General features: G+C 70.8%; 16 protein-coding genes. 3 read left to right on the forward strand and 13 right to left on the reverse strand.

The genetic code is table 11. The features are described 5' to 3' along the window. Positions 1-18: 18 nt before the first annotated feature. Positions 19-210 carry a hypothetical protein gene (locus tag ACWDAG_RS14905; protein WP_450696007.1) on the reverse strand — a complete coding sequence of 64 codons (192 nt, stop codon included), beginning with the start codon at positions 208-210 and terminating at the stop codon, positions 19-21. Positions 211-410: 200 nt separating this feature from the next. Between ACWDAG_RS14905 and ctaD the strand changes: the two genes are divergently transcribed. Together ctaD and ctaF are read left to right on the forward strand one after the other, a co-directional pair. Beyond that, entirely contained in the window at positions 411-2,090 is a 1,680-nt protein-coding gene (ctaD, locus tag ACWDAG_RS14910) for an aa3-type cytochrome oxidase subunit I (protein ID WP_450696008.1), read from the forward strand. After that, the gene (gene ctaF, locus ACWDAG_RS14915; protein WP_450696009.1) at positions 2,087-2,491 is read left to right on the forward strand and encodes an aa3-type cytochrome oxidase subunit IV; all 405 of its coding nucleotides are present in this window, start codon (positions 2,087-2,089) and stop codon (positions 2,489-2,491) included. The genes ctaD and ctaF overlap by 4 nt, the downstream gene beginning before the upstream one ends. Here the strand turns inward: ctaF and qcrB are convergent. Together qcrB and ACWDAG_RS14925 are read right to left on the reverse strand one after the other, a co-directional pair. After that, a complete protein-coding gene (gene qcrB, locus ACWDAG_RS14920) occupies positions 2,409-3,938 on the reverse strand; it encodes a cytochrome bc1 complex cytochrome b subunit (RefSeq protein WP_450696010.1) in 1,530 nt (509 codons plus the stop codon). The two genes, ctaF and qcrB, sit on opposite strands and share 83 nt — an antisense overlap. Before the next feature lie 170 nt (positions 3,939-4,108). After that, positions 4,109-5,155, reverse strand: a complete 1,047-nt coding sequence (locus tag ACWDAG_RS14925; protein ID WP_450696011.1) for a helix-turn-helix transcriptional regulator — start codon at positions 5,153-5,155, stop codon at positions 4,109-4,111. Between the two features lie 93 nt (positions 5,156-5,248). Here ACWDAG_RS14925 and ACWDAG_RS14930 point away from each other — a divergent pair, with 93 nt between their 5' ends. Next, positions 5,249-5,716, forward strand: coding sequence for a hypothetical protein (locus tag ACWDAG_RS14930; protein WP_450696012.1), 468 nt, complete (start codon positions 5,249-5,251; stop codon positions 5,714-5,716). Between the two features lie 18 nt (positions 5,717-5,734). Here ACWDAG_RS14930 and ACWDAG_RS14935 read toward each other — a convergent pair whose 3' ends face one another. From ACWDAG_RS14935 to ACWDAG_RS14980, 10 genes are all read right to left on the reverse strand, one after another. Further along, a complete protein-coding gene (locus ACWDAG_RS14935) occupies positions 5,735-6,511 on the reverse strand; it encodes an Fpg/Nei family DNA glycosylase (protein WP_450696013.1) in 777 nt (258 codons plus the stop codon). Positions 6,512-6,549: 38 nt separating this feature from the next. Beyond that, the gene (locus ACWDAG_RS14940; protein ID WP_450696014.1) at positions 6,550-8,562 is read right to left on the reverse strand and encodes a beta-galactosidase; all 2,013 of its coding nucleotides are present in this window, start codon (positions 8,560-8,562) and stop codon (positions 6,550-6,552) included. Beyond that, positions 8,559-9,875 (reverse strand): glycoside hydrolase family 36 protein, encoded by a 1,317-nt coding sequence (locus ACWDAG_RS14945; protein WP_450696015.1) that lies wholly within the window; start codon positions 9,873-9,875, stop codon positions 8,559-8,561. Before ACWDAG_RS14945 ends, ACWDAG_RS14940 begins: the two co-directional genes overlap by 4 nt. A gap of 26 nt (positions 9,876-9,901) precedes the next feature. Next, entirely contained in the window at positions 9,902-10,786 is an 885-nt protein-coding gene (locus ACWDAG_RS14950) for a carbohydrate ABC transporter permease (protein ID WP_450696016.1), read from the reverse strand. Further along, on the reverse strand, positions 10,783-11,763 hold the full coding sequence (locus tag ACWDAG_RS14955) for a carbohydrate ABC transporter permease (protein ID WP_450696017.1): 981 nt from the start codon (positions 11,761-11,763) through the stop codon (positions 10,783-10,785). Before ACWDAG_RS14955 ends, ACWDAG_RS14950 begins: the two co-directional genes overlap by 4 nt. Then, positions 11,760-13,073 carry an ABC transporter substrate-binding protein gene (locus ACWDAG_RS14960; RefSeq protein WP_450696018.1) on the reverse strand — a complete coding sequence of 438 codons (1,314 nt, stop codon included), beginning with the start codon at positions 13,071-13,073 and terminating at the stop codon, positions 11,760-11,762. Before ACWDAG_RS14960 ends, ACWDAG_RS14955 begins: the two co-directional genes overlap by 4 nt. A 251-nt stretch (positions 13,074-13,324) precedes the next feature. Next, positions 13,325-15,058: a copper resistance CopC/CopD family protein gene (locus tag ACWDAG_RS14965; RefSeq protein WP_450696019.1), complete on the reverse strand. Its 1,734-nt coding sequence runs from the start codon at positions 15,056-15,058 to the stop codon at positions 13,325-13,327. A 445-nt stretch (positions 15,059-15,503) separates the two neighbouring features. Beyond that, complete coding sequence (locus ACWDAG_RS14970) at positions 15,504-15,971, reverse strand: cupin domain-containing protein (RefSeq protein WP_450696020.1); 468 nt, start codon at positions 15,969-15,971, stop codon at positions 15,504-15,506. Next, positions 15,968-16,561, reverse strand: coding sequence for a GNAT family N-acetyltransferase (locus ACWDAG_RS14975; protein WP_450696021.1), 594 nt, complete (start codon positions 16,559-16,561; stop codon positions 15,968-15,970). The genes ACWDAG_RS14970 and ACWDAG_RS14975 overlap by 4 nt, the downstream gene beginning before the upstream one ends. Continuing rightward, positions 16,554-18,704: a penicillin acylase family protein gene (locus ACWDAG_RS14980; protein WP_450696022.1), complete on the reverse strand. Its 2,151-nt coding sequence runs from the start codon at positions 18,702-18,704 to the stop codon at positions 16,554-16,556. Before ACWDAG_RS14980 ends, ACWDAG_RS14975 begins: the two co-directional genes overlap by 8 nt. Positions 18,705-18,707: the final 3 nt, after the last annotated feature.

Genomic DNA, 18,707 nt, shown 5'->3' on the forward strand with positions numbered 1-18,707 from the left:
CGGCGCGGCCGACCGCGGTCACGGGTGGTCGGTCCGCTGGTCCGGAGGCACTCCCCCGCCCTTGCCGCCGCCCTTGGCGCCCTTGTCCGTGCCGTGGGGACGACCGCCGCCCTTCGACTGGTCCTGCCGTGCCTTCAGCTCGCCGCTGCGCTGCGGTGTGGCACCGCCCTTGGCGCTGCGTCGCTGCTCCGGTTGCTGTGGGTTGGACATGCTCGGACACCGGCCTGGGTCGGAACTCGTTCGCCCCGGCGAGTTCCCCATGAGGCCCGTGCGAAGCACGGCGGGCGTGGCAGACCTCGCGCCGACCGGCGCGTGGGTAGCGTCGTCACGCAGAGGAGTCGCTGGTTTCCCGTCAGCCGGGGCGGGCACCCGCGAGGCGCTTCTCGCTCTCGGCACGGCTGAGGAGAACAATGACCCAAGCGTCGAGGCGCCTCGAGGAAGGCGCGGGGCGTGCGTCTCGCGGCGCCGCCGTCCCGCTGGGGCGCACGCTGCTCGCCTGGGCCTCGACGACCGACCACAAGGTGATCGGCCGGCTGTACATGGTGACCGCGTTCTGCTTCTTCCTCCTCGGCGGTCTGCTCGCCCTCGGCATGCGTGCCGAACTGGCCCGCCCGGGGCTCCAGTTCATGAACGAGCACACCTACAACCAGCTGTTCACCGAGCACGGCACGATCATGATGCTGCTGTTCGCCACTCCGATGTTCGCCGGGTTCGCGAACGCCGTGATGCCCCTGCAGATCGGCGCGCCGGACGTGGCGTTCCCGCGGCTCAACGCGCTGTCGTACTGGATGTATCTGTTCGGCGGTCTGATGGTGGTGTCGGGGTTCGTGGTGCCGGGCGGCGCGGCGGCGTTCGGCTGGTTCGCGTACGCGCCGCTGAACAGCGCGTACTTCTCGCCCGGCGCGGGCGGTGACCTGTGGGTGATGGGGCTGGTGGTCACCGGGGTGTCGACCACGCTGGGCGCGGTCAACTTCATCACCACGATCCTGTGTCTGCGCGCCCCGGGCATGACGATGTTCCGGATGCCGATGTTCACCTGGAACGTGCTGTTCACGTCGATCCTGGTGCTGCCCGCTTTCCCCGTGCTCACGGCGGCGCTGCTGGCCCTGGAGTGCGACCGGAAGTTCGGCTCGCACGTCTTCGACGCCACCAACGGCGGCGCCCTGCTGTGGCAGCACCTGTTCTGGTTCTTCGGGCATCCCGAGGTCTACATCGTCGCGCTGCCGTTCTTCGGCATCATCTCGGAGATCATCCCGGTGTTCTCGCGCAAGCCGCTCTTCGGCTATCTGCCGATGATCGGGGCGACGACCACGATCACCATGCTGTCGGCGGTGGTGTGGGCGCACCACATGTTCGCCACCGGGGCCGTGCTGCTGCCGTTCTTCTCGGTCATGTCGTTCCTGATCGCGGTGCCCACGGGCATCAAGTTCTTCGCCTGGATCGGGACGATGGTGAACGGGTCGGTTTCCTTCGAGACGCCGATGCTGTGGTCACTCGGATTCCTGGTGTCGTTCCTGCTGGGCGGCCTCAGCGGGGTGCTGCTGGCCTCGCCGCCGCTCGACTTCCACGTCACCGACTCGTACTTCGTGGTGGCCCATCTGCACTACGTGCTCTTCGGCACCGTGGCCTTCGCGATGTTCGCGGGCTTCTACTTCTGGTGGCCGAAGATCACCGGGAGGATGCTCGACGAGCGCCTGGGCAAGCTGCACTTCTGGCTGCTGTTCCCGGCGTTCCAGCTGACGTTCCTCGTGCAGCACTGGCTGGGCGAGTCGGGCATGCCCCGCCGGTACGCCGACTATCTGCCGACCGACGGGTTCACCCTGCTCAACACCCTGTCGTCGACGGGCGCCTTCCTCCTCGGTGTGTCCACGCTGCCGTTCCTCTACAACGTGTGGCACACCTCCCGGCACGGGCGGACCGTCGAGGAGGACGACCCCTGGGGGTACGGGCGGGGCCTGGAATGGGCCACCTCGTGTCCGCCGCCACGGCACAACTTCACGGCGCTGCCCCGGGTGCGCTCGGAGTCCCCGGCCTTCGACCTGCACCACCCCGACGTCGTCCAGCAGGCCAGGCAGGAGGGACTGCAGTGAAGGTGGAGGCCGTGCTCTTCGGTGTCGTGGCCGTCTTCTTCGGCGGCTCGGCGGCGCTCTACGGCGTGTGGTCCCACTGGGACCCGGCCGGCACCGCGGCGCTCGTCGTGGCGTTCGCGATGGCAGGGCTGGTGTCGTTCTTCTGCGCGGTGCAGTACGCCCGGCACGGCCGGCGCCCCCAGGACCGCGGCGACGCCGAGGTGGCCGACGCCGCCGGGCCGCTGGAGTTCTTCCCGCCGCACAGCCCCTGGCCGATCGTCACCGCGTTCGGTTTCGCGGTCACGGCGACCGGGGTGGTCTACGGCCTGTGGCTGTTCCTCATCGGCTTCGGCGTGCTGGGCCGGGGTGTTCTTGGTCTGGTGTTCCAGTACGTGGACCGGGGTGCCGCTCCACAGGACTGAGCGGGGCACGCGGCGCGCCGGGCCGGAAGTCGGTGACGGGGCGGTGGCCGCTCTCATAGCCCCCGGCCACGCTCTGCCGCACCTCGCCGGTCTCCTCACCCTCGGCGAGACGTTCGCGTTCCGCCTCCAGGAGGGCGTGGCACAGCGCGCGGGTGACCACGAAGGCGAGCACCGGGCCCACGATCAGGGCGATGCGCAGGATCCAGGTCAGGGCGTTGACCGAGATGCGGAAGGTGGCCGCGAGCACGTCGTTGCCGCCGGCCAGCAGCAGGACGCCGTAGAACGTGATGCCCGCGACGCCGAGGCCGGTGCGGACGGGCCGTTCGCGGGGCCGGTCGCACAGGTGCTGTTCGCTGAGCCACTCGCCGGTCAGTCGCTGCTCGACGAAGGGGTAGACGTACAGGACGGCGAAGAGCAGTCCGGGCAGGACGACCGCCGGCAGCAGGACGTTCCACATGAGGGTGTGGCCGGCGACGGTCGTCTCCCACGGCGGTACCAGCCGCAGCGCGCCCTCCAGGAAGCCGACGTACCAGTCGGGCTGGGACCCGGTGGAAACCTGGTCCGGCTGGTAGGGGCCGTACACCCAGACCGGGTTGATCTGCGCGACGCCGGAGAGGACGGCCAGCACCCCGAACACGGTCAGGGACAGGCCGGCGGAGGAGGCCGTGAAGCTCGGGTGGAGGGGCCTTCCGACGGAGTTCGCGTTCGTGCGCCCCGGGCCGCGCCAGTGGGTGTGCTTGAGGTGGAAGACGAGGATCAGGTGCAGCGTGACGAGGGCGATCAACGCCCCCGGCAGCAGCAGCACATGCAGGCTGTACAGCCGCGGGATGACGTCGTGGCCCGGGAACTGGGATCCGAAGACGAAGAAGGCGACGTACGTCCCCACCACCGGGATGGACAGCATGATCCCCTCGGCGATCCGCAGACCGGTGCCGGAGAGCAGGTCGTCCGGCAGGGAGTAGCCGGCGAAGCCCTCGGCCAGGGCGAGCACGAACAGGGTGACGCCGATGACCCAGTTCAGCTCCCGCGGCCTGCGGAAGGCACCGGTGAAGAAGATCCGCAGCAGATGGAGGCCGATCGCAAAGACGAACACCAGGGCGGCCCAGTGGTGCAGCTGACGGATCAGCAGTCCGCCCCGTACGTCGAAGCTGATGTGCAGGGTGGAGTCGAAGGCCTGCGACATGCGCACACCCCGCAGCGGGAGGTACGGCCCGTCGTAGACGACCTCCCGCATCTCCGGCTTGAAGAAGAGGGTCAGCCACACGCCGGTCACCACCAGGACGAGCAGGCTGTACAGCGCCAACTCGCCGAGCAGGAACGACCAGTGGTCCGGGAACGCCTTGCGCAGCAGCCGGCCGCCCCCGTCGTACAGGGGCAGCCGGGCGTCCACCGCGTCCGCCAGCCGCTCCCCGGGGTGGGACGGGCGAGCCGGTCCTGCGGCGGTCACGACGGGCCCATGGCGCGGCCGACGGCTTCCTCGTACGGCACCCACCTCACGGCCGCTCTCCCTTCGACACCGCCTGCTCCCGGCATCCCTTGCCCGGAGCGCACGCGGCGAGTACCCCTCGGTCACGAAACACTCGTGCGCCCGCGGTGTCGCACCCGATCGGCTGAGGCTCACGCTCCGAGGGCGCGGGCGAGCAGCATTCCGCGGTTGTTGGTGGACGTCTTGGCGAAGATCGACTTGAGGTGGTCCTGCACGGTGTGCTCCGAGAGGGACATCCGGTCGGCCAGCTCGTGGCTGTCGCCGCCCTTCGCCAGGTGGCCGAGCAGGACGCTCTCCCTGGGGCTCAGGGCGTGGGCCCTGGCGAACACGGCGAGCCGCTCGGCCGGTGAGGTCTCCTCAATGGTGACGGCGATGGCCCGCCGCCGGGCGGGTGGTGCCGCGTCGCCGATCCGGGCGGCGCTCAGGGTCAGCCACAGGCCGTCCGCCAGGTGGACCCGCGAGCGCGGCGGGTTCGTATCGACCCCGGCCTCCACGGCCAGCAACTGGGCGGCGACGTCGTAGGCGCTCGCGGGCACCTCCGGGCGAGCGTGCTCGGGCGGCACCAGCAGGCTCAGATAGGCGTACGTCTCCGGAGTCCGGGCAAGCACCCGCAGGTCGGGGGAGAGCAGCAGCACCAGCGGGCCCGGGCGCGGCGCGCCGGACGGACGCACGACGAAGGTCTCCGCCTGGCTGCGGCGCAGGGCGGTGGTCACGGGGGCGGTGAGGCGGGCCAGGTACTCGGCCTCCGCGGCGCTGAAGCCCCCGTCGTAGCGGTACAGGTCGAGGAAGCCCCAGCAGCCGAAGCGGTCCCTGAACACCATCGAGGCGATGTCCCGCACGCCGTAGCCGTGCAGCAGCTCACGCCACAACAGGCTGCCGGAGCGGTCGGGGAGCTCGCTGAGCAGGGCGATGCCGTCGAGTGCCGTCCAGCGTCCGATCGCGCTCAGGTACTTGAGACGGGTCATCCTGGGCAGTTCCGGCAGGCACGGCACATCAGCCACCGGTGAGCAGCCCACGGCGGTCTCGGGGTCGGTGAGGAGGAAGGCGTAAGCGTCGAAGCCGGTGGCGGTGCGCAGCTCGTCGAGGAGCCGCACACGCAGGTCCCGGGAGTCGCCACCGGCCTCGCAGAGGCGGACGACACGCTCGTGCGACCGCGCGTAGGCGACAGGAACCGCCATGTTTCGAGCGTACGACGCAATTCCCCACATTTCTGGGATGGGCTCCGCTCCGGGCCGCGGTCGACGATGGAGGGATCGGAACAGGAGCCCTCCATGACCAGCAACCCAGACACCCGCGCGACGGCCGAACCCGCCGTGACCTCCCCGCGCCGACGCGTCGGCACCTCCTGGCGTGCGCTCGTGGTCGCGGCCGCGCTCGCCTCCGCGGCCGCTCTCGGCACCGCCGCCCCGGTTCACGCCGCGCCCGCCCAGACCCAGACGGGTCATGTGTACGCATGGATCGGCGACGGTTGGGGCGGCGGACGCCTCACCAGCAGTCCGGCCGGGATCAACTGCCACATCACGGCGTGGGACCCCTACGCCGACAACGCGCAGGCACCGGACCAGACCGGCACGTGCGACGCGGTCTTCCCCGTCGGAACGACGGTCACCTTCACCGCCACGCCCGATCCGGGTTCGTACCTCAACATCGGCCCCGAACCGGCGCGCCTGACCGTGGCCTCCGGCTACAACCCCGTCGACGTCATCTTCTGCCCGAACGACGGCCTCTGCATGAGCTGACGACGGCCTGCGCACGATCTACTGACACTTCGCGCACCACACCGTCGTACGGCCCCCCAGACGGGAGCGGCGCAGCGGTTCGCCGCAGCGGGGGCAGTGCGGGGACGGCGTGTCGCGGTGGCCGGTGAGCCAGGAGTCGCGGGGTGGGACGCGGCCGGTGGGGAGCGCTGAGCGCAGCGTGCTGCGCATCTGGGTGTAGACGCGGCGGCGGTCGGCCTCGGTGAGGTCGTTCGAGTGGACGCCGGGACGCACTCTCGCGCGCCAGAGGATCTCGTCGGCCAGCAGATTGCCCAGCCCGGCGACGACGGACTGATCGGTGAGGACCGTCTTGATCGTGCCGCGGCGGGCGCAGAGCGCGGCTTCGAACCGCTCGCGGTCCACGGCCAGCGCGTCCGGGCCCTGGCGCGCCAGCAGCCGTTCGACAGCGGGTTCGTCCTCGGCCAGCCACAGGCCCTGGAGCTTGCGCTGGTCGCGGTAGCGCAGCTGGCGGTCCGCGCCCACCGTGAACAGGACGCGGTCGTGGGGCGCGGCCTCCTCGTCCGGGCGGGCGCAGACCAGCAAGCCGGTCATGCCGAAGTGGAACACGAGGGTGGGCCCGCCGGTGCGGGCCAGGAGCCACTTCCCGTGGCGCTCCGCCCCAGTGAAGCGGCGGCCCTCCAGCGCCTCCCGCAGCCGCCGCGCGCCCACCCCGTGCAGCACGCCCGCGTCACGGACGTCGACGTGCCGGATCAGCCTCCCCTTCGCGCAGTCCACGAAGACCTTCCGGAAACCCTCGACGTCCGGCAGCTCCGGCATGACGGCTCACCTCGCTCGGGGAGGCTCCGGCGACTTCGCTACCGGGTACCCGCCCGCGGCTCCCGCACCACCACGACCTCCCTGGCCGCCACCGTCACCCTCCCGCCGGGCACCGGCTTCGCGGACAGCAGCTCGGTCGCCTCCGGGGAGACGGCGACCTCGGCGTCCTGGTCCGTGTGGTTGATCAGGAAGAGGTAGTCGGCCTCGGCGCCACGCCGCAGGGCCGCCTCCACGCCCGCCGGAGCGGAGCGCACCGGTTCCACCCCGGCCTCCACGCGGATGCGCTCCAGGAGGCCGGTGAGGGCCTCCGGGTCCGGGTGGGTGGCCACGTACCAGGCCGTGCCCGTGCCGTACGCGTTGCGGGTCACCGCCGGCACCCCGGCCAGCGGCCCGTCCGTGTACGACGTCACCGCCTGAGCACCCTCCAGCCGTACCCGCTCCGACCAGAGCGTGCCCGTGGTGCCGTCGCTCAGGGCCACCGTCTGCCCGGGCAGCAGCGGGAACAGCTCGTCCGTGCGCACCCCGAGGGCCTCCCGGAACGCGCCCGGGTAACCCCCCAGCCGCACATGGCAGTTGGCGTCGACCATCCCGCTGTGGAAGCCGACCGCCAGAGTGCCGCCGCGCTCCGCGAAGCCGGTCAGGTTGGCCGCACCCGCGTCGTCGATCAGATACAGGGAAGGGGCCAGGACCAGGCGGTACGGCGACAGGTCCGCGTCCGGGCGGACGAAGTCCACCGCCACGCCCGACCGCCACAGGGGCTCGTACCAGGCCCGGACCAGGTCCTGGAAGTGCAGCTCGCCGCTGGGCTGCGAGGGGAGTTCCATGGCCCAACGGGCGTTCCAGTCCCAGACGATGGCGACCTCGGCGGTGCCGACGGCACCCCGCACCTCCGCCAACGCCCGCAGGTCCGCGCCCAGTTGCACCACGTCCTGCCAGATCCGGCTGTCGGTGCCCGCGTGCGGCAGCATCGCCGAGTGCCACTGCTCGGCGCCCGCCTTCGCCGCCCGCCACTGGAAGTAGGCGATGCCGTCGGCGCCGCGCGCCACATGGGCGAGGGCGTTGCGGCGCAACTCACCCGCCGTCTTGGCGCGGTTGACGGGCTGCCAGTTCACCGCGCCCGTGGAGTGCTCCATGAGCAGCCACGGGCCGCCCGCGAGCGAGCGGACCAGGTCGCCGCTGAGGGCGATGTCGATCTGCGACTCGGGGTCGGCGGACTGGAGGTAGTGGTCATTGGAGACGATGTCCAGCTCGGGCGCCCAGCGCCAGTAGTCCAGGGCGTCGAAGTTGAACATCACCATGAAGTTGGTGGTGGCGGGGGTCTCCGGGGCGGCCTCCCGCAGGACGTCCCGCTCGGCCTCGTACAGCGAGAGCAGGGCGTCGCTGCAGAAGCGGCGCCAGTCCAGCCGGTGGGTCGGGTTCGGGACCGCGCCCGTCGCGCGCGGCGGCAGGATCTGGTCCCAGTGGTAGTACCACTGGCTCCAGAAGGTGGTGCCCCAGGCGTGGTTGAGGGCGTCCAGGCTCGCGTAGCGGTCCTGGAGCCAGGCACGGAACGCCTCCGCGCTCACGTCGCAGTGGCACTCCGCGTTGTGGCAGCCGTACTCGTTGTGGATGTGCCACATCACGACCGCCGGGTGGTCGGCATAGCGCCGGGCCAGCTCGCCGGCCATGCGCAGGGCCGCCTCGCGGTAGGCGGGGCTCGACGGGCAGAACGTCTGGCGGCTGCCGTACGACAGTCTGCGGCCGTCCTTGTCCACCGGCAGCGCTTCGGGGTGCTTGACGAAGAACCAGGCCGGTGGGGCCGCCGTCGGGGTCGCCAGGTCGGCGGCGATCCCGTGGGCGTGCAGCAGGTCGAGGATGCGGTCGAGGCGCGAGAAGTCGTACGTGCCCTCGGAGGGTTCCAGCAGCGCCCAGGAGAAGATGTTGACGCTGACCATGGTGACCCCGGCCTCGGCCATCAGCCGCATGTCCTCGGCCCAGACCTCCTCGGGCCACTGCTCGGGGTTGTAGTCGCCGCCGTAGGCGATGCCGGGCACGTTCAGGGCGCGGGTCATCGCTCACCTCCCGAGAGCAGACGGCGGGTGGTGGCCACGCCCCACTCGTCCAGGGACAGGAGGCGGTCGCTGGAGGCCATCAGGCCGCCGGTCGCCTCCACGTGCGCCGCCCAGCGCTCCCGTGTCTCCACGGCCGGGCGGGCCATCAGACAGTCGGGGTCGTTGACCCAGAGGCGGCCGTGCTGCCACTGGCGTCCGGCGCCGGTGAACTCGGCCGGGTCCTGGCCGGGCTGGCTGAAGTCGTCGGCCTCGGGGCGGCGGTGCGGGCCCGTGTCCGGGCTCACCCGCATCGCGTCGAACAGGCCGATCGAGGGCAGGATCGGCGCGCCGCAGCCCAGCAGGTACGCGTCCGGGCCGATCGCCTCGCGGATCAGCTCGATGCCCTCGCGGTACGCGGTGAGGGCGTCGACCTCCTTGTGGCGTACACCGTCCAGCGCGCCCGCGTACAGGAAGTCGACCTTGAAGTAGTCGTAGCCCTCGGTGCTCAGGGTGCGGAAGACCTCGGTCAGATACGCCGCCGCCTCGGGGTGCGTGGTGTCCAGGACGCGCAGGTCGTGGCCCCAGTTGCGGCCGGCGTGGGTGAAGCCGCCGGTGGTGTCGCGGACCAGCCAGTCGGGGTGCTCGGTGGCCAGGTCGCTCGCCGGGTCGACCAGGAAGGGGGCGGTCCAGATACCGGCCCGGCGGCCGCGGGCCCGGATGGCGTCCGCGATGCCCTGGCGGGAGCGGAAGCGGCCCGAGAGGGTGAGCCAGTCGCCCAAGGCCTTCTGGTAGCCGTCGTCGATCTGGACCACGTCGATCGGCAGGTCGAGGGTGTCCATCGCACGGAGGTTCTCGTGGATGTCGTCCTCGGTGACGTTCGTGAAGTACTCGTACCAGGAGCACCAGACGGTCGGCGCCGGACGCGGGGGCTCGACGCCGAGGCCCTCGGCCCAACTGCCGAGTACCTCCTGGACGTCCGTCCCCGTCCACTCCTTCACCGCGCCGTCGGCGGTGACCTCCGCGATGCCGTCCGTCACGGTCAGACGGATGGACGGCACCTCGGCGACGGGGTCGACGGCCGCCCACAGACGGGCCGGAGAGCCGTCGCCGGGGTCGAGCGCCAGCAGGCCCTCGCCCTGGAAGGTGCCCTCGGGGGCGGTCACGCCGGGGCGGTAGCAGACGGTCGCCCAGTTGTCGTTGGTCGGGCGGTACGGCTTGTCGCCGAGGGCGTAGGCGCCACTGGGACTCCAGGACTGCCAGCCCTCCTCGTGGACCCGGGCGTTGGCCGGGTCCACGGGGACGGAGGCGACGGCGGTGAAGGGGTGGTGCTGCACGGAGGTCTCTTTCAAGAGGGAGGGCGTCAGCCCTTGTTGGCGCCCAGGGTCAGTCCGCTGACGAACTGGCGCTGCAGTACGAAGTACACGATCAGGGTGGGGATCGCGGTGAGCAGGGCGCCCGCGGCGACCAGGTTGGGGTCGGTGAAGTACTGCCCGGAGAGGTTGTTCAACGCGCTGGTGATCGGCATGTTCTCGCCGGTGGAGATCAGCACGATCGCCCAGAAGAAGTCGTTGTAGATCCAGATGGACAGCAGGGTGGCCAGGGCGGCCATGGCGGGCTTGCACAGCGGCAGCACGATCTGCCAGTACATCCGCCACACCGACGCCCCGTCGACCAGGGCGGCCTCGGTCAGCTCGTGCGGCAGCATCCGCATGTAGTTGGACAGCACGAAGGCGCAGAACCCGGACTGGAACGCCACATGGATCAGCACCAGGCCGAGCGCGGAGTCGTACAGCTTGCCGCTGACGGTGATGCCGGGCAGGTCGATCAGCAGGTACATGCGGTACAGCGGGGTGATGATGACCTGCTGCGGCAGCAGGTTGCCCGCGGTGAACACCAGCAGCAGGAAGATGTTCAGCCGGAAGTCGAAGCGGCTGACGTAGAAGGCCACCATCGACGACAGCAGCAGCGTGATCAGCACGGCCGGGACCGCGATGATCAGCGTGTTGCCGAAGTAGTGCAGCATGTCCGACTGCTGGAAGGCGTTGGTGAAGTTCTCCAGGCTCAGCTTGTGCGGCCAGGAGACGTAGCCCCGGTTGCTGGTCTCCGAGTACGGCCGCAGGGCCGCGAAGACGGCCCACAGCAGCGGGGCCAGCCAGGCCAGCGCGGTGACCACGAGGAACGTGTGCAGCAGGATCCGGGCCGGGCGGACCGGCGTGCGCTTCTTCGCGATGACAGCCGTGCTCATGCGCGCCGCTCCTTCCGGAAGGTCGCGATCAGATACGGGATGATGACCGCGAGGGAGATGACCAGCAGGACGACCGCGATCGCGGAGCCGTAACCGATCCGGCTGGACTCGCCGATGATGTTGTTGGTGATCAGGATCGACAGCAGCTCGGTGCCCTGCGCGCCCTTGTTGAAGACGAACACCAGGTCGAACGCGCGCAGCGCCTCGATGATCGTGACGACCAGGACGACCGTGTTGGTCGGGCGCAGGGTGGGGAAGATGACGTTCTTGAAGGTCTGCCACTCGTTCGCGCCGTCCAGCGAGGACGCTTCGCGCAGCGACGGGTCGACGCCCTTGAGGCCGGCCAGGTAGAGGATCATCATGTAGCCGGTGTGCCGCCAGGACGCGGCGATCAGCACCGCCCACAGGTTCAGGTGCGGGTCGCCGATCCAGTCGATGTAGTGGCCCGGCTTGTTCGCCCCGATCAGGCTGTTGATCAGGCCCGTGTCGGGGTTGTAGACCAGCTGCCACACAAAACCGGTCACCGCCAGCGAGACCACGACCGGCAGGAAGAACGCGGTCTGGTACACCCGGCTGAAGCGGATCTTCTTGTCCAGCTGGACGGCCAGGAACAGGCCCATCGGGGTGGGGATCAGGATGAGCACCACGAACCAGATGATGTTGTGCTGGACGGCCGGCCAGAACTGCGGGTTGTCGGTGAACAACTGCTTGAAGTTGTCCAGTCCGACCCACTTGATCGAGTCGAAGCCGATGCCGTCCCAGGTGGTGAACGCCAGCGCGATCGACGCGAGGGCCGTCACCCACACCAGGGCCACATGCAGGAAGGTGGGCACGCCGGCCATGAAGCCGAGCGTGATGCGGTCACGGCGGGTCAGCAGGCGCTTGTGCCCCTGCGGGACCCGCGTGTGGACAGGCGCGGGCCCCGGAGGCGGCACGGCGGCCGCCTCCGGGGTCTTCGTGGAGGTATCGGAGCTCATGAGGACGCGAAGATCGTCTTCTTCTGGCGCTCGATCGAGGACAGCAGGCTGTCGACGCCCTTGGGGTTCTGGAGGAACTTCTGCAGACCCGGCTGCATCACCGTCGAGGTGAAGTCGGGCCGCGAGTCGCGGTCCATGAACTGGGTGAGGCTCTTGGCGTTGCTGATCATGTCGTACGCCTTCTTCTGCAGCGGCGTGTACGACGAGGTGTCGGCCTTGCTGGAGGCGGCCACCACGCTGGAGTCGGCCTTGAGGTAGATCTGCTCGGCCTCCGGCGTGCCCAGGAACTCCATCAGCTTGGTGACACCGGCGTGGTTCTTGGGCGCCTTGGAGACCATGAAGCCGTCGGTGGGTGCCTCGACGGTGTCCTGCCCGAACTGCGGGTTGATCTCCGGGAAGGGGAAGAAGTCCAGGTCGTCGAGGTCGGCCTTGTTGGTGAACTGCTGGGCCACGAAGGAACCGAGGACGTACATGCCCGCCTTCTTCGACACCAGCGTCTGCGCGGCGTCCTGCCAGGTGCGGCCCATGAAGCCGTCCTGGTGGTAGGGCAGCAGCTCGGACCAGTGGTCGAAGACCGCCTTGACCTTCGGGTCCGTCCACGCCTCCTTGCCCGCCATCAGCGACTTGTGGAAGTCGTAGCCGTTGAGCCGGAAGTTGATCTGGTCGAAGGTGCCCATCGCCGGCCACGCGTCCTTGTCACCGAACGCGATCGGAACCAGGCCGTCCTTCTTCATCTGCTTGCACAGCGCCACCAGCTGGTCCCACGTCGTGGGGACCTTGTAGCCGTGCTGCTGGAAGACGCTCTTGCGGTAGAAGAGCGCCCACGGGTACGTGTAAAGCGGCACGAAGTAGTACTTGCCGTCCTCGCCCTTGGACAGCTGCTTCATCGCGTCGGGGAAGTTCCCGCCGATCTTCGTCCACACGTCGTCGATCGGGGTCGCGAGCTTCTTCGCCGCGAAGAACTGCATGCGGTAGCCCGCGAACCAGGTGAACACGTCGTCCGGCGTGGCCTGGAGGTAGGAGTTGATCTGCTCCTGGAAGGTGTTGTGGTCCTTCGTGTTCACGTCGACCTTGATGCCGGACTTCTTGGTGAAGGCGGCGTAGATCTCCGCGAAGGCCTTCTTGGGCACCGCGTCGGAGGAGTTGGAGCCGAGACTGACGGTCTTCGGGTCCGAGGAGGACCCACTGCTGCCACACGCGGACAGCAGGGGTATGCCCGCACCCGCGAGCAGGGCTGCGCCACCCACACCACGCAGCAGACTGCGACGGCTGGTCGCGGGAAGAGAGAGACCCGACGGGGAGAGGTCCATGTGCGGCTCCTGAAGGCAGGGGTTCGGTCACAACTACGCCACGTCGAAAAAAAGTCGAAACCGACCATAAATCAACTCGACCGAACATCGTGGCGCTTATATCAGTCCTATGTCCGGTCATGCGTCAAGAGCCGCCGGGGACCTTTGTGGAAATGTGACCGACATGTTCGTGATCGTTTCGGTCCGTGTGATCGAACGACCCCGCCCGAAGTTGAGAGTAAATGCCCGATTCGCGTCGCGGCCAGGGCCTGCTAGCGGACGATCCTGACCGGCTTCGTCACACTGACCTGGTCGATCTCGGTGGTCCGGACCGTGGCCTTCATGGTCCAGGTTCCGGCGATGGGCACGGTGACCGAGCTCGTCCCCCAGTAGCCGCCCTGGTCGGTCAGCCTCGCGTCCAGCGGGCCGATCCGCTGCGCGGGGAGGCTGAGGGAGAGCCGCAGCTCGGGGACGGTGACGATGCCGCCGTCGGGGCCGAAGACGACCGCCTGCACGGTGTTGTCGCCGACGCGGCCCGGGTCGAGGGTGATCTGCACCTTGCCGCGCGCGGCGCCGACCGCGAACGGGATCGTCGTGACCGACGCGGCGGGCAGCCCGCCGGCCGTCGCGGGTGCCTGCGCCGCCTCGGCGGCCGCGCGGCCCGGCAGCGTGCTGCTGAGCACGGTCGTGAGCACGAGGACCACGACACCGACGGCGACTTCGGCGAGCACGCTGCGGCGCAGATTGCGGCGTCCGGCGCCTGAGGCGGCCGGGACGGCCGGTTCCTCCGGGGCGGTCGCGGGAGGCCCGCCCACGGGCTCCGGGACCCGTTCCCGTACGGCTGTCCCGGCGTCCGCCGTCACCAGCCGGGCCGTCCAGCGCCGCGACAGCCCGGCCGCCGCCAGCAGCAGCACCACGGCGGCCAGCTTGACGAGCAGCAGGCGCCCGTACGTCGTCCCGGTGAGCGCGCTCCAGGAGCCCAGGCCGCGCCAGGACTGGTAGGCGCCGGTGGCGACCAGGACGGTCACGGAGGCGAAGGCGATCCGGGAGAAGCGGGCCGCGACGGCCGGGGGGAGTTCGGTGCGGTGGAGCAGGATCAGCAGCGCCGTGAGACCGCCCAGCCAGACCGCCATGGCCAGCAGATGCAGCACGGCGGACGCCATCGCCAGGGGCACCTGGATGCCCGCCGAGGCGTGCTCCGAGGCGGCCCAGGTGAGCGCGAGAGCCACGCCGAGGGCGGCACCGCCGGCGAGCAGTGGCCGCGGCCACGCCTCTCGTTTGCGGAGTCGTACGGCGAACACGGCGGCGATCAGCAGCAGGGTGAGCCGGGCCAGCAGGGCGAACCCCGGGCGGCCCGTGAGGGTGCGGGTGAAGGCGGTGGCGTCGAGGGCGGTCGCGGGGCCCGTGCCGTTCTCGTACGGGGCGCGCAGCGCCAGCAGCGCCAGGGTGGTCCCCAGCAGCGTCCACCAGCCCACGAGCAGGGGTTTTTGCAGCGGTCCGCGGTCCGTCGGGCGACAGAGGGCCACGAAGGCGGCGGTGCCGATCAGCAGCGCCGCAGCGAGGTAGGCCAGATAGCGGGCGATGTTGTAGAGACTGGCGGTCGCCGGATTCTCGACGGGCCCGGTGTCCACCGTGGCGACCGTCGCGGAGGCTTTGCCGACCGAGAAGGTGAACGCGCCGCCCACCGGGTGGCTGTCCGCCGAGACGACCCGCCAGGCCACGACGTACGTGCCCTTCGCGAGCCTCGCGGGCAGGGTCACGCTCGCCGTGTCGGAGCGGCCCTCGGCGTGCTGTGCCTCGCCGATGTCCACACGTCGGTTGTCGGGGTCCAGGACCCGGAAGGAGTCGTCCAGCAGACCGACGGACTCGGTGAACGTCAGGGTGATGGAGCGGGGGGCCACCCTGAGGACGGTTCCGTCCTCGGGGTCGGTGGACTTGAGGGCCGCGTGGGCCGACGCGGCCCCCGCACCGCCGACGGTCAGTCCCAAAAGGGCACCCAGCAACACCAGCCCTTGAAGCCATCGCCGCCGCCGGCGCCCTCCGCGCTCACCGTCACACCGCACGCCACTCTCCGTCCCGGCCCCGACCGCCTCCCGAATAGGTACGCACACAAACCACCGAGCACTCACCACACCGAACCCCACCCCGGTCCGCGGCCCCCAAAAGAACCGACCGCAAGCCCCGGGCCCACCGTCCACCACCAGGTCCTACCTCGCCCCCCACGACACCAGCCGCAAACCGAGCAACACCCGCCTCACCCACGCCCCCCCGGGGGCCCTGAGGGTAACCGCCCGCTGCCCCTCCGCCTCAGGACCCGCCGTCCTGAGGGCACGGCCCACTCCACTCCTCAAGACCCGCCGCCCCCGACACACCCGGCCCAAGGCCCGGCACCTCACCCACGCCCCCAGCACCCGGCGCCCGTGACCAGGGCGACCTGTCCCTCCAGCAGCTTCATGGACGGCACAGTTGCGCAATCCGGTCGGCCTCGGCCGGATACCGCGCCGTGAGCTCGGCCGCGTCCCCGTGCTCGTAGCCCTCGTAGGTGAACCCGGGCGCCATCGTGCAGCCGAAGAACGTCCACGCGCCGACGGTCCGCCCGCCCATCCAGGTGCCGGCCGGCACGGTCGTCTGGGGCTGCTGGCCGCCCAGTACGTCCGGTCCGAGCACCACCGTCGTGGACGTTCCGTCCGGGGCGAGGAGCAGCAGCTCCAGCGGGTCACCCAGGTAGAAGTGCCAGATCTCGTCGGTGGGCAGACGGTGCAGGGCCGAGTGGTCGTCCGCCGTCAGCAGGGCGACGATCGCGGTGCCCTCCGGCCGTCCGTCGGCGCGCTCGGGGCCCGCCCAGGTCTGGCGGAACAGGCCGCCCTCGCGCGGGATCGGTTCCAGTCCGTAGTGTGCGACGAGGTCCTCAGGAGTCATTCGGGGAAGGCTACCTCCCGGCGCAGAAAGGCCAGTTGAGCCTTCTTCGCGGGCAGGTACACGTCCGGGACGTCGACCTCGGGCAGCACGACCACCGGCCCCGCCTCGAAACCCTGCCGCAGGAAACGGGCGATCGCCTTCTCGTTGCGCACATCGGGATCGACGACGATCCGGCGCCGGTCCAGGCCCTTCAGTACGTACGACGCGACGACCCCGAACAGCGCCGCCGACCAGCCGGACCGCCCGCCGTCCGGGCCGGCGGGCGCCAGCAGGACATGGACGCCGAGGTCGCCGCCCTGCACCGCGTAGCACTCGCTGACGCGGTCGGCCTCCGGCTCGTACGTCTGGAGCAGTGCGGCCGGTGTGCCGTCCTTGAGCAGCAGGAAGGCGTGATGGGTGTCGAGGGTGTCCATATGGGCGTAGATCCCGGCCACTTGGTCCCTGGTGAGGCCGTTCATGCCCCAGAAGACGGCACGCTCCTCGGCGGCCCAGCGGTGGACGACCTCCGCGTCCGCGTACGGGTCGAGAGCACGGATACGGACGGTGCCGAAACCGTCGACGCTCTCCTCGTGGACGTACACGTCACTCATGGGTCTCCTTCTCCAGGAGGGCGAAGTCGGTGACGACCGGAACGAGGTCTCCCTCCAGCCACAAGGGGAGTTGGTCGTCGTGGTGGGGCGAGCCGGGGACACCGGACGCACCGAAGGGGACGACCCACAGACTGTCCTCGCGGCGGGCCAGGTCCCACACGTACCGGGCGGCGGGCCCTCGCGCGGCCAGATCCGTCAGCCCGGGCACGGCCGAGGTGCACAGCACGCAGTCGTGGTCGCCGGAGAGCCCCGGCCCGTCGTACGGCGTCCCGGTGAGCGCCCGCCAGGGAGCGAGCCGGTGCGTGTCCCCCCAGGCACCGGCGGGCGGCTCGGCGGCCACCTCCTCCAGAGCCGCCCGCACGACGTCCGCCCGGTCGACGCCGTACAACTCCTCCGCACGCAGCAGGTGTTCGAGGGCGAAACCGATACGCGGGAGCAGGGCGAGCCAAGGGAGGAAGACCTCGGGGCAGGCGGGCGGAGCGGAGAGCGCGGCGAAGGAAGGGTGCGCCGCGAGACGCCGCACGACCGCGCCGCGCACCGCCGCGTGGACGGCCGCGTCGGTGCTGCTCGCGTCCATGCGGCGGTCCCAGCGCAGGAGGCGGTCGCGGAGGACGGCGGCCTCGGGGGAGAGGCCTTCGAGGGCGGCCAGGTGGTCCAACAGGGGCCCGGCGGACGCGAGATGGGTGTCCGTGTGGATCGCCGGCATGTCGGCGGCCGACCAGCGCTCCTTCTCCGCCAGCAGCGCGGCGATCCGGTCCGCGCGGTGGGGCGGGGCGAACTCGACGCCGAGCGGGGTCGCGATACCGCGCTGGTTGGCCATCACGGCCACGGAGTCGGTGAGTTCGGTGGCGCGCGGCATCTCGTGCCAGCCCTGCCACTCGTGACCGGGTTCCCAGGCCGGGACCAGCCGGCGCCGATTGGCCTCGGCCCGCACCGGCACCCGCCCCGCCACACGGTGCAGCAGGCCACCTTCGGTGTCGGCGGCCAGGACGACGTTGACGGGCTCGGCCCACAGATCGACGGCACGATCCACGTCGGCGACCCGCCGGGCCCGCAGGAGGGGGAGGAGTGCACTGAAGCCGAGGTCGCTGGTGACGCGGGGCGGGTGACGAAGGGCGAGCCCTTCAGCCCGTCCGGCGTTTGAGGACGAGGCCCCTTCAGGGCCGAACGGGGGTTTGGGGGTAGAGCCCCCAGGGACGGGAAGGGAAGGGGCGGCGGGGGCGAAAGGGATCCCCCCGGCGATCACCGGCCCCCGCTCCGTCTCGATCACCTCGACCTCGACCGCCCCCTCCCCCGCCACCTCGACGCTCTCCGTGTGCCGGGCCGCCCGCCGCCACACCCCGTCCGGCCCGAGGGCCTCCACCCCGACCCCCGTACGCCGCAGCCGCTCCCGGTACAGGTCCTGGTAGTCGGCCATGGCATTGGTGATCGCCCAGGCGACCGGGCCGGCATGGCCGAAGTGAGCGATACCGGGAACGCCGGGCACGGCAAGACCGACGACGTCGAACTCCGGGCAGGAGAGGTGAATCTGCTGATAGACCCCGGGGTCCTCGATGAGCCGGTGCGGGTCGCCCGCGATCACGGCGTGACCGGTCGTGGTCCGCGCCCCGCCGACCAGCCACCCGTTGCTGCCGGAGCTGCCGGGCCCGTCGGCGGCGAACAGCCCGACGGCCTCCTCGCCCAGGTGCACCGCGGCCTCCTCGCGCCACAGCTTCGCCGGGAACCCGGCGAACAGGATGTGCGTGGCGAGCCAGATGCCGAGCGGGGTCCAGGGCTCCCAGCGGCCGGGGGCAAGACCGACGGCGTCGAACTCCGGGGCCGTCGGGCCGCTTTCCAGCCCGGCGTTGACCCCGTCGACGTACGCCCGTACCCAGTCCGCCGTCTCGGGGTCCCGTTCCTCCAGGGCCGCCCAGCAGCGCCGGGCGGTGTCGTCGAGGCGGGCCTGCCGGGCGAACCGATCCCAGTGCAGGGCCTCGGGGCCGAGGAAGGACGCCGACGTGCCCTGCGCGCGGTGCCGCCCGTCCTCCAGCTGCCAGGCGCGGTCGCGGGCGGTCACCAGACCCTGGGCGCGGGCGAGTTCGCGGGCGTTGCCGGCGCGCAGGTGCGGGATGCCCCACGCGTCGCGGTGGATCTCGATCGTCACGCT

Source organism: Streptomyces sp. NPDC001157 (assembly GCF_053598255.1).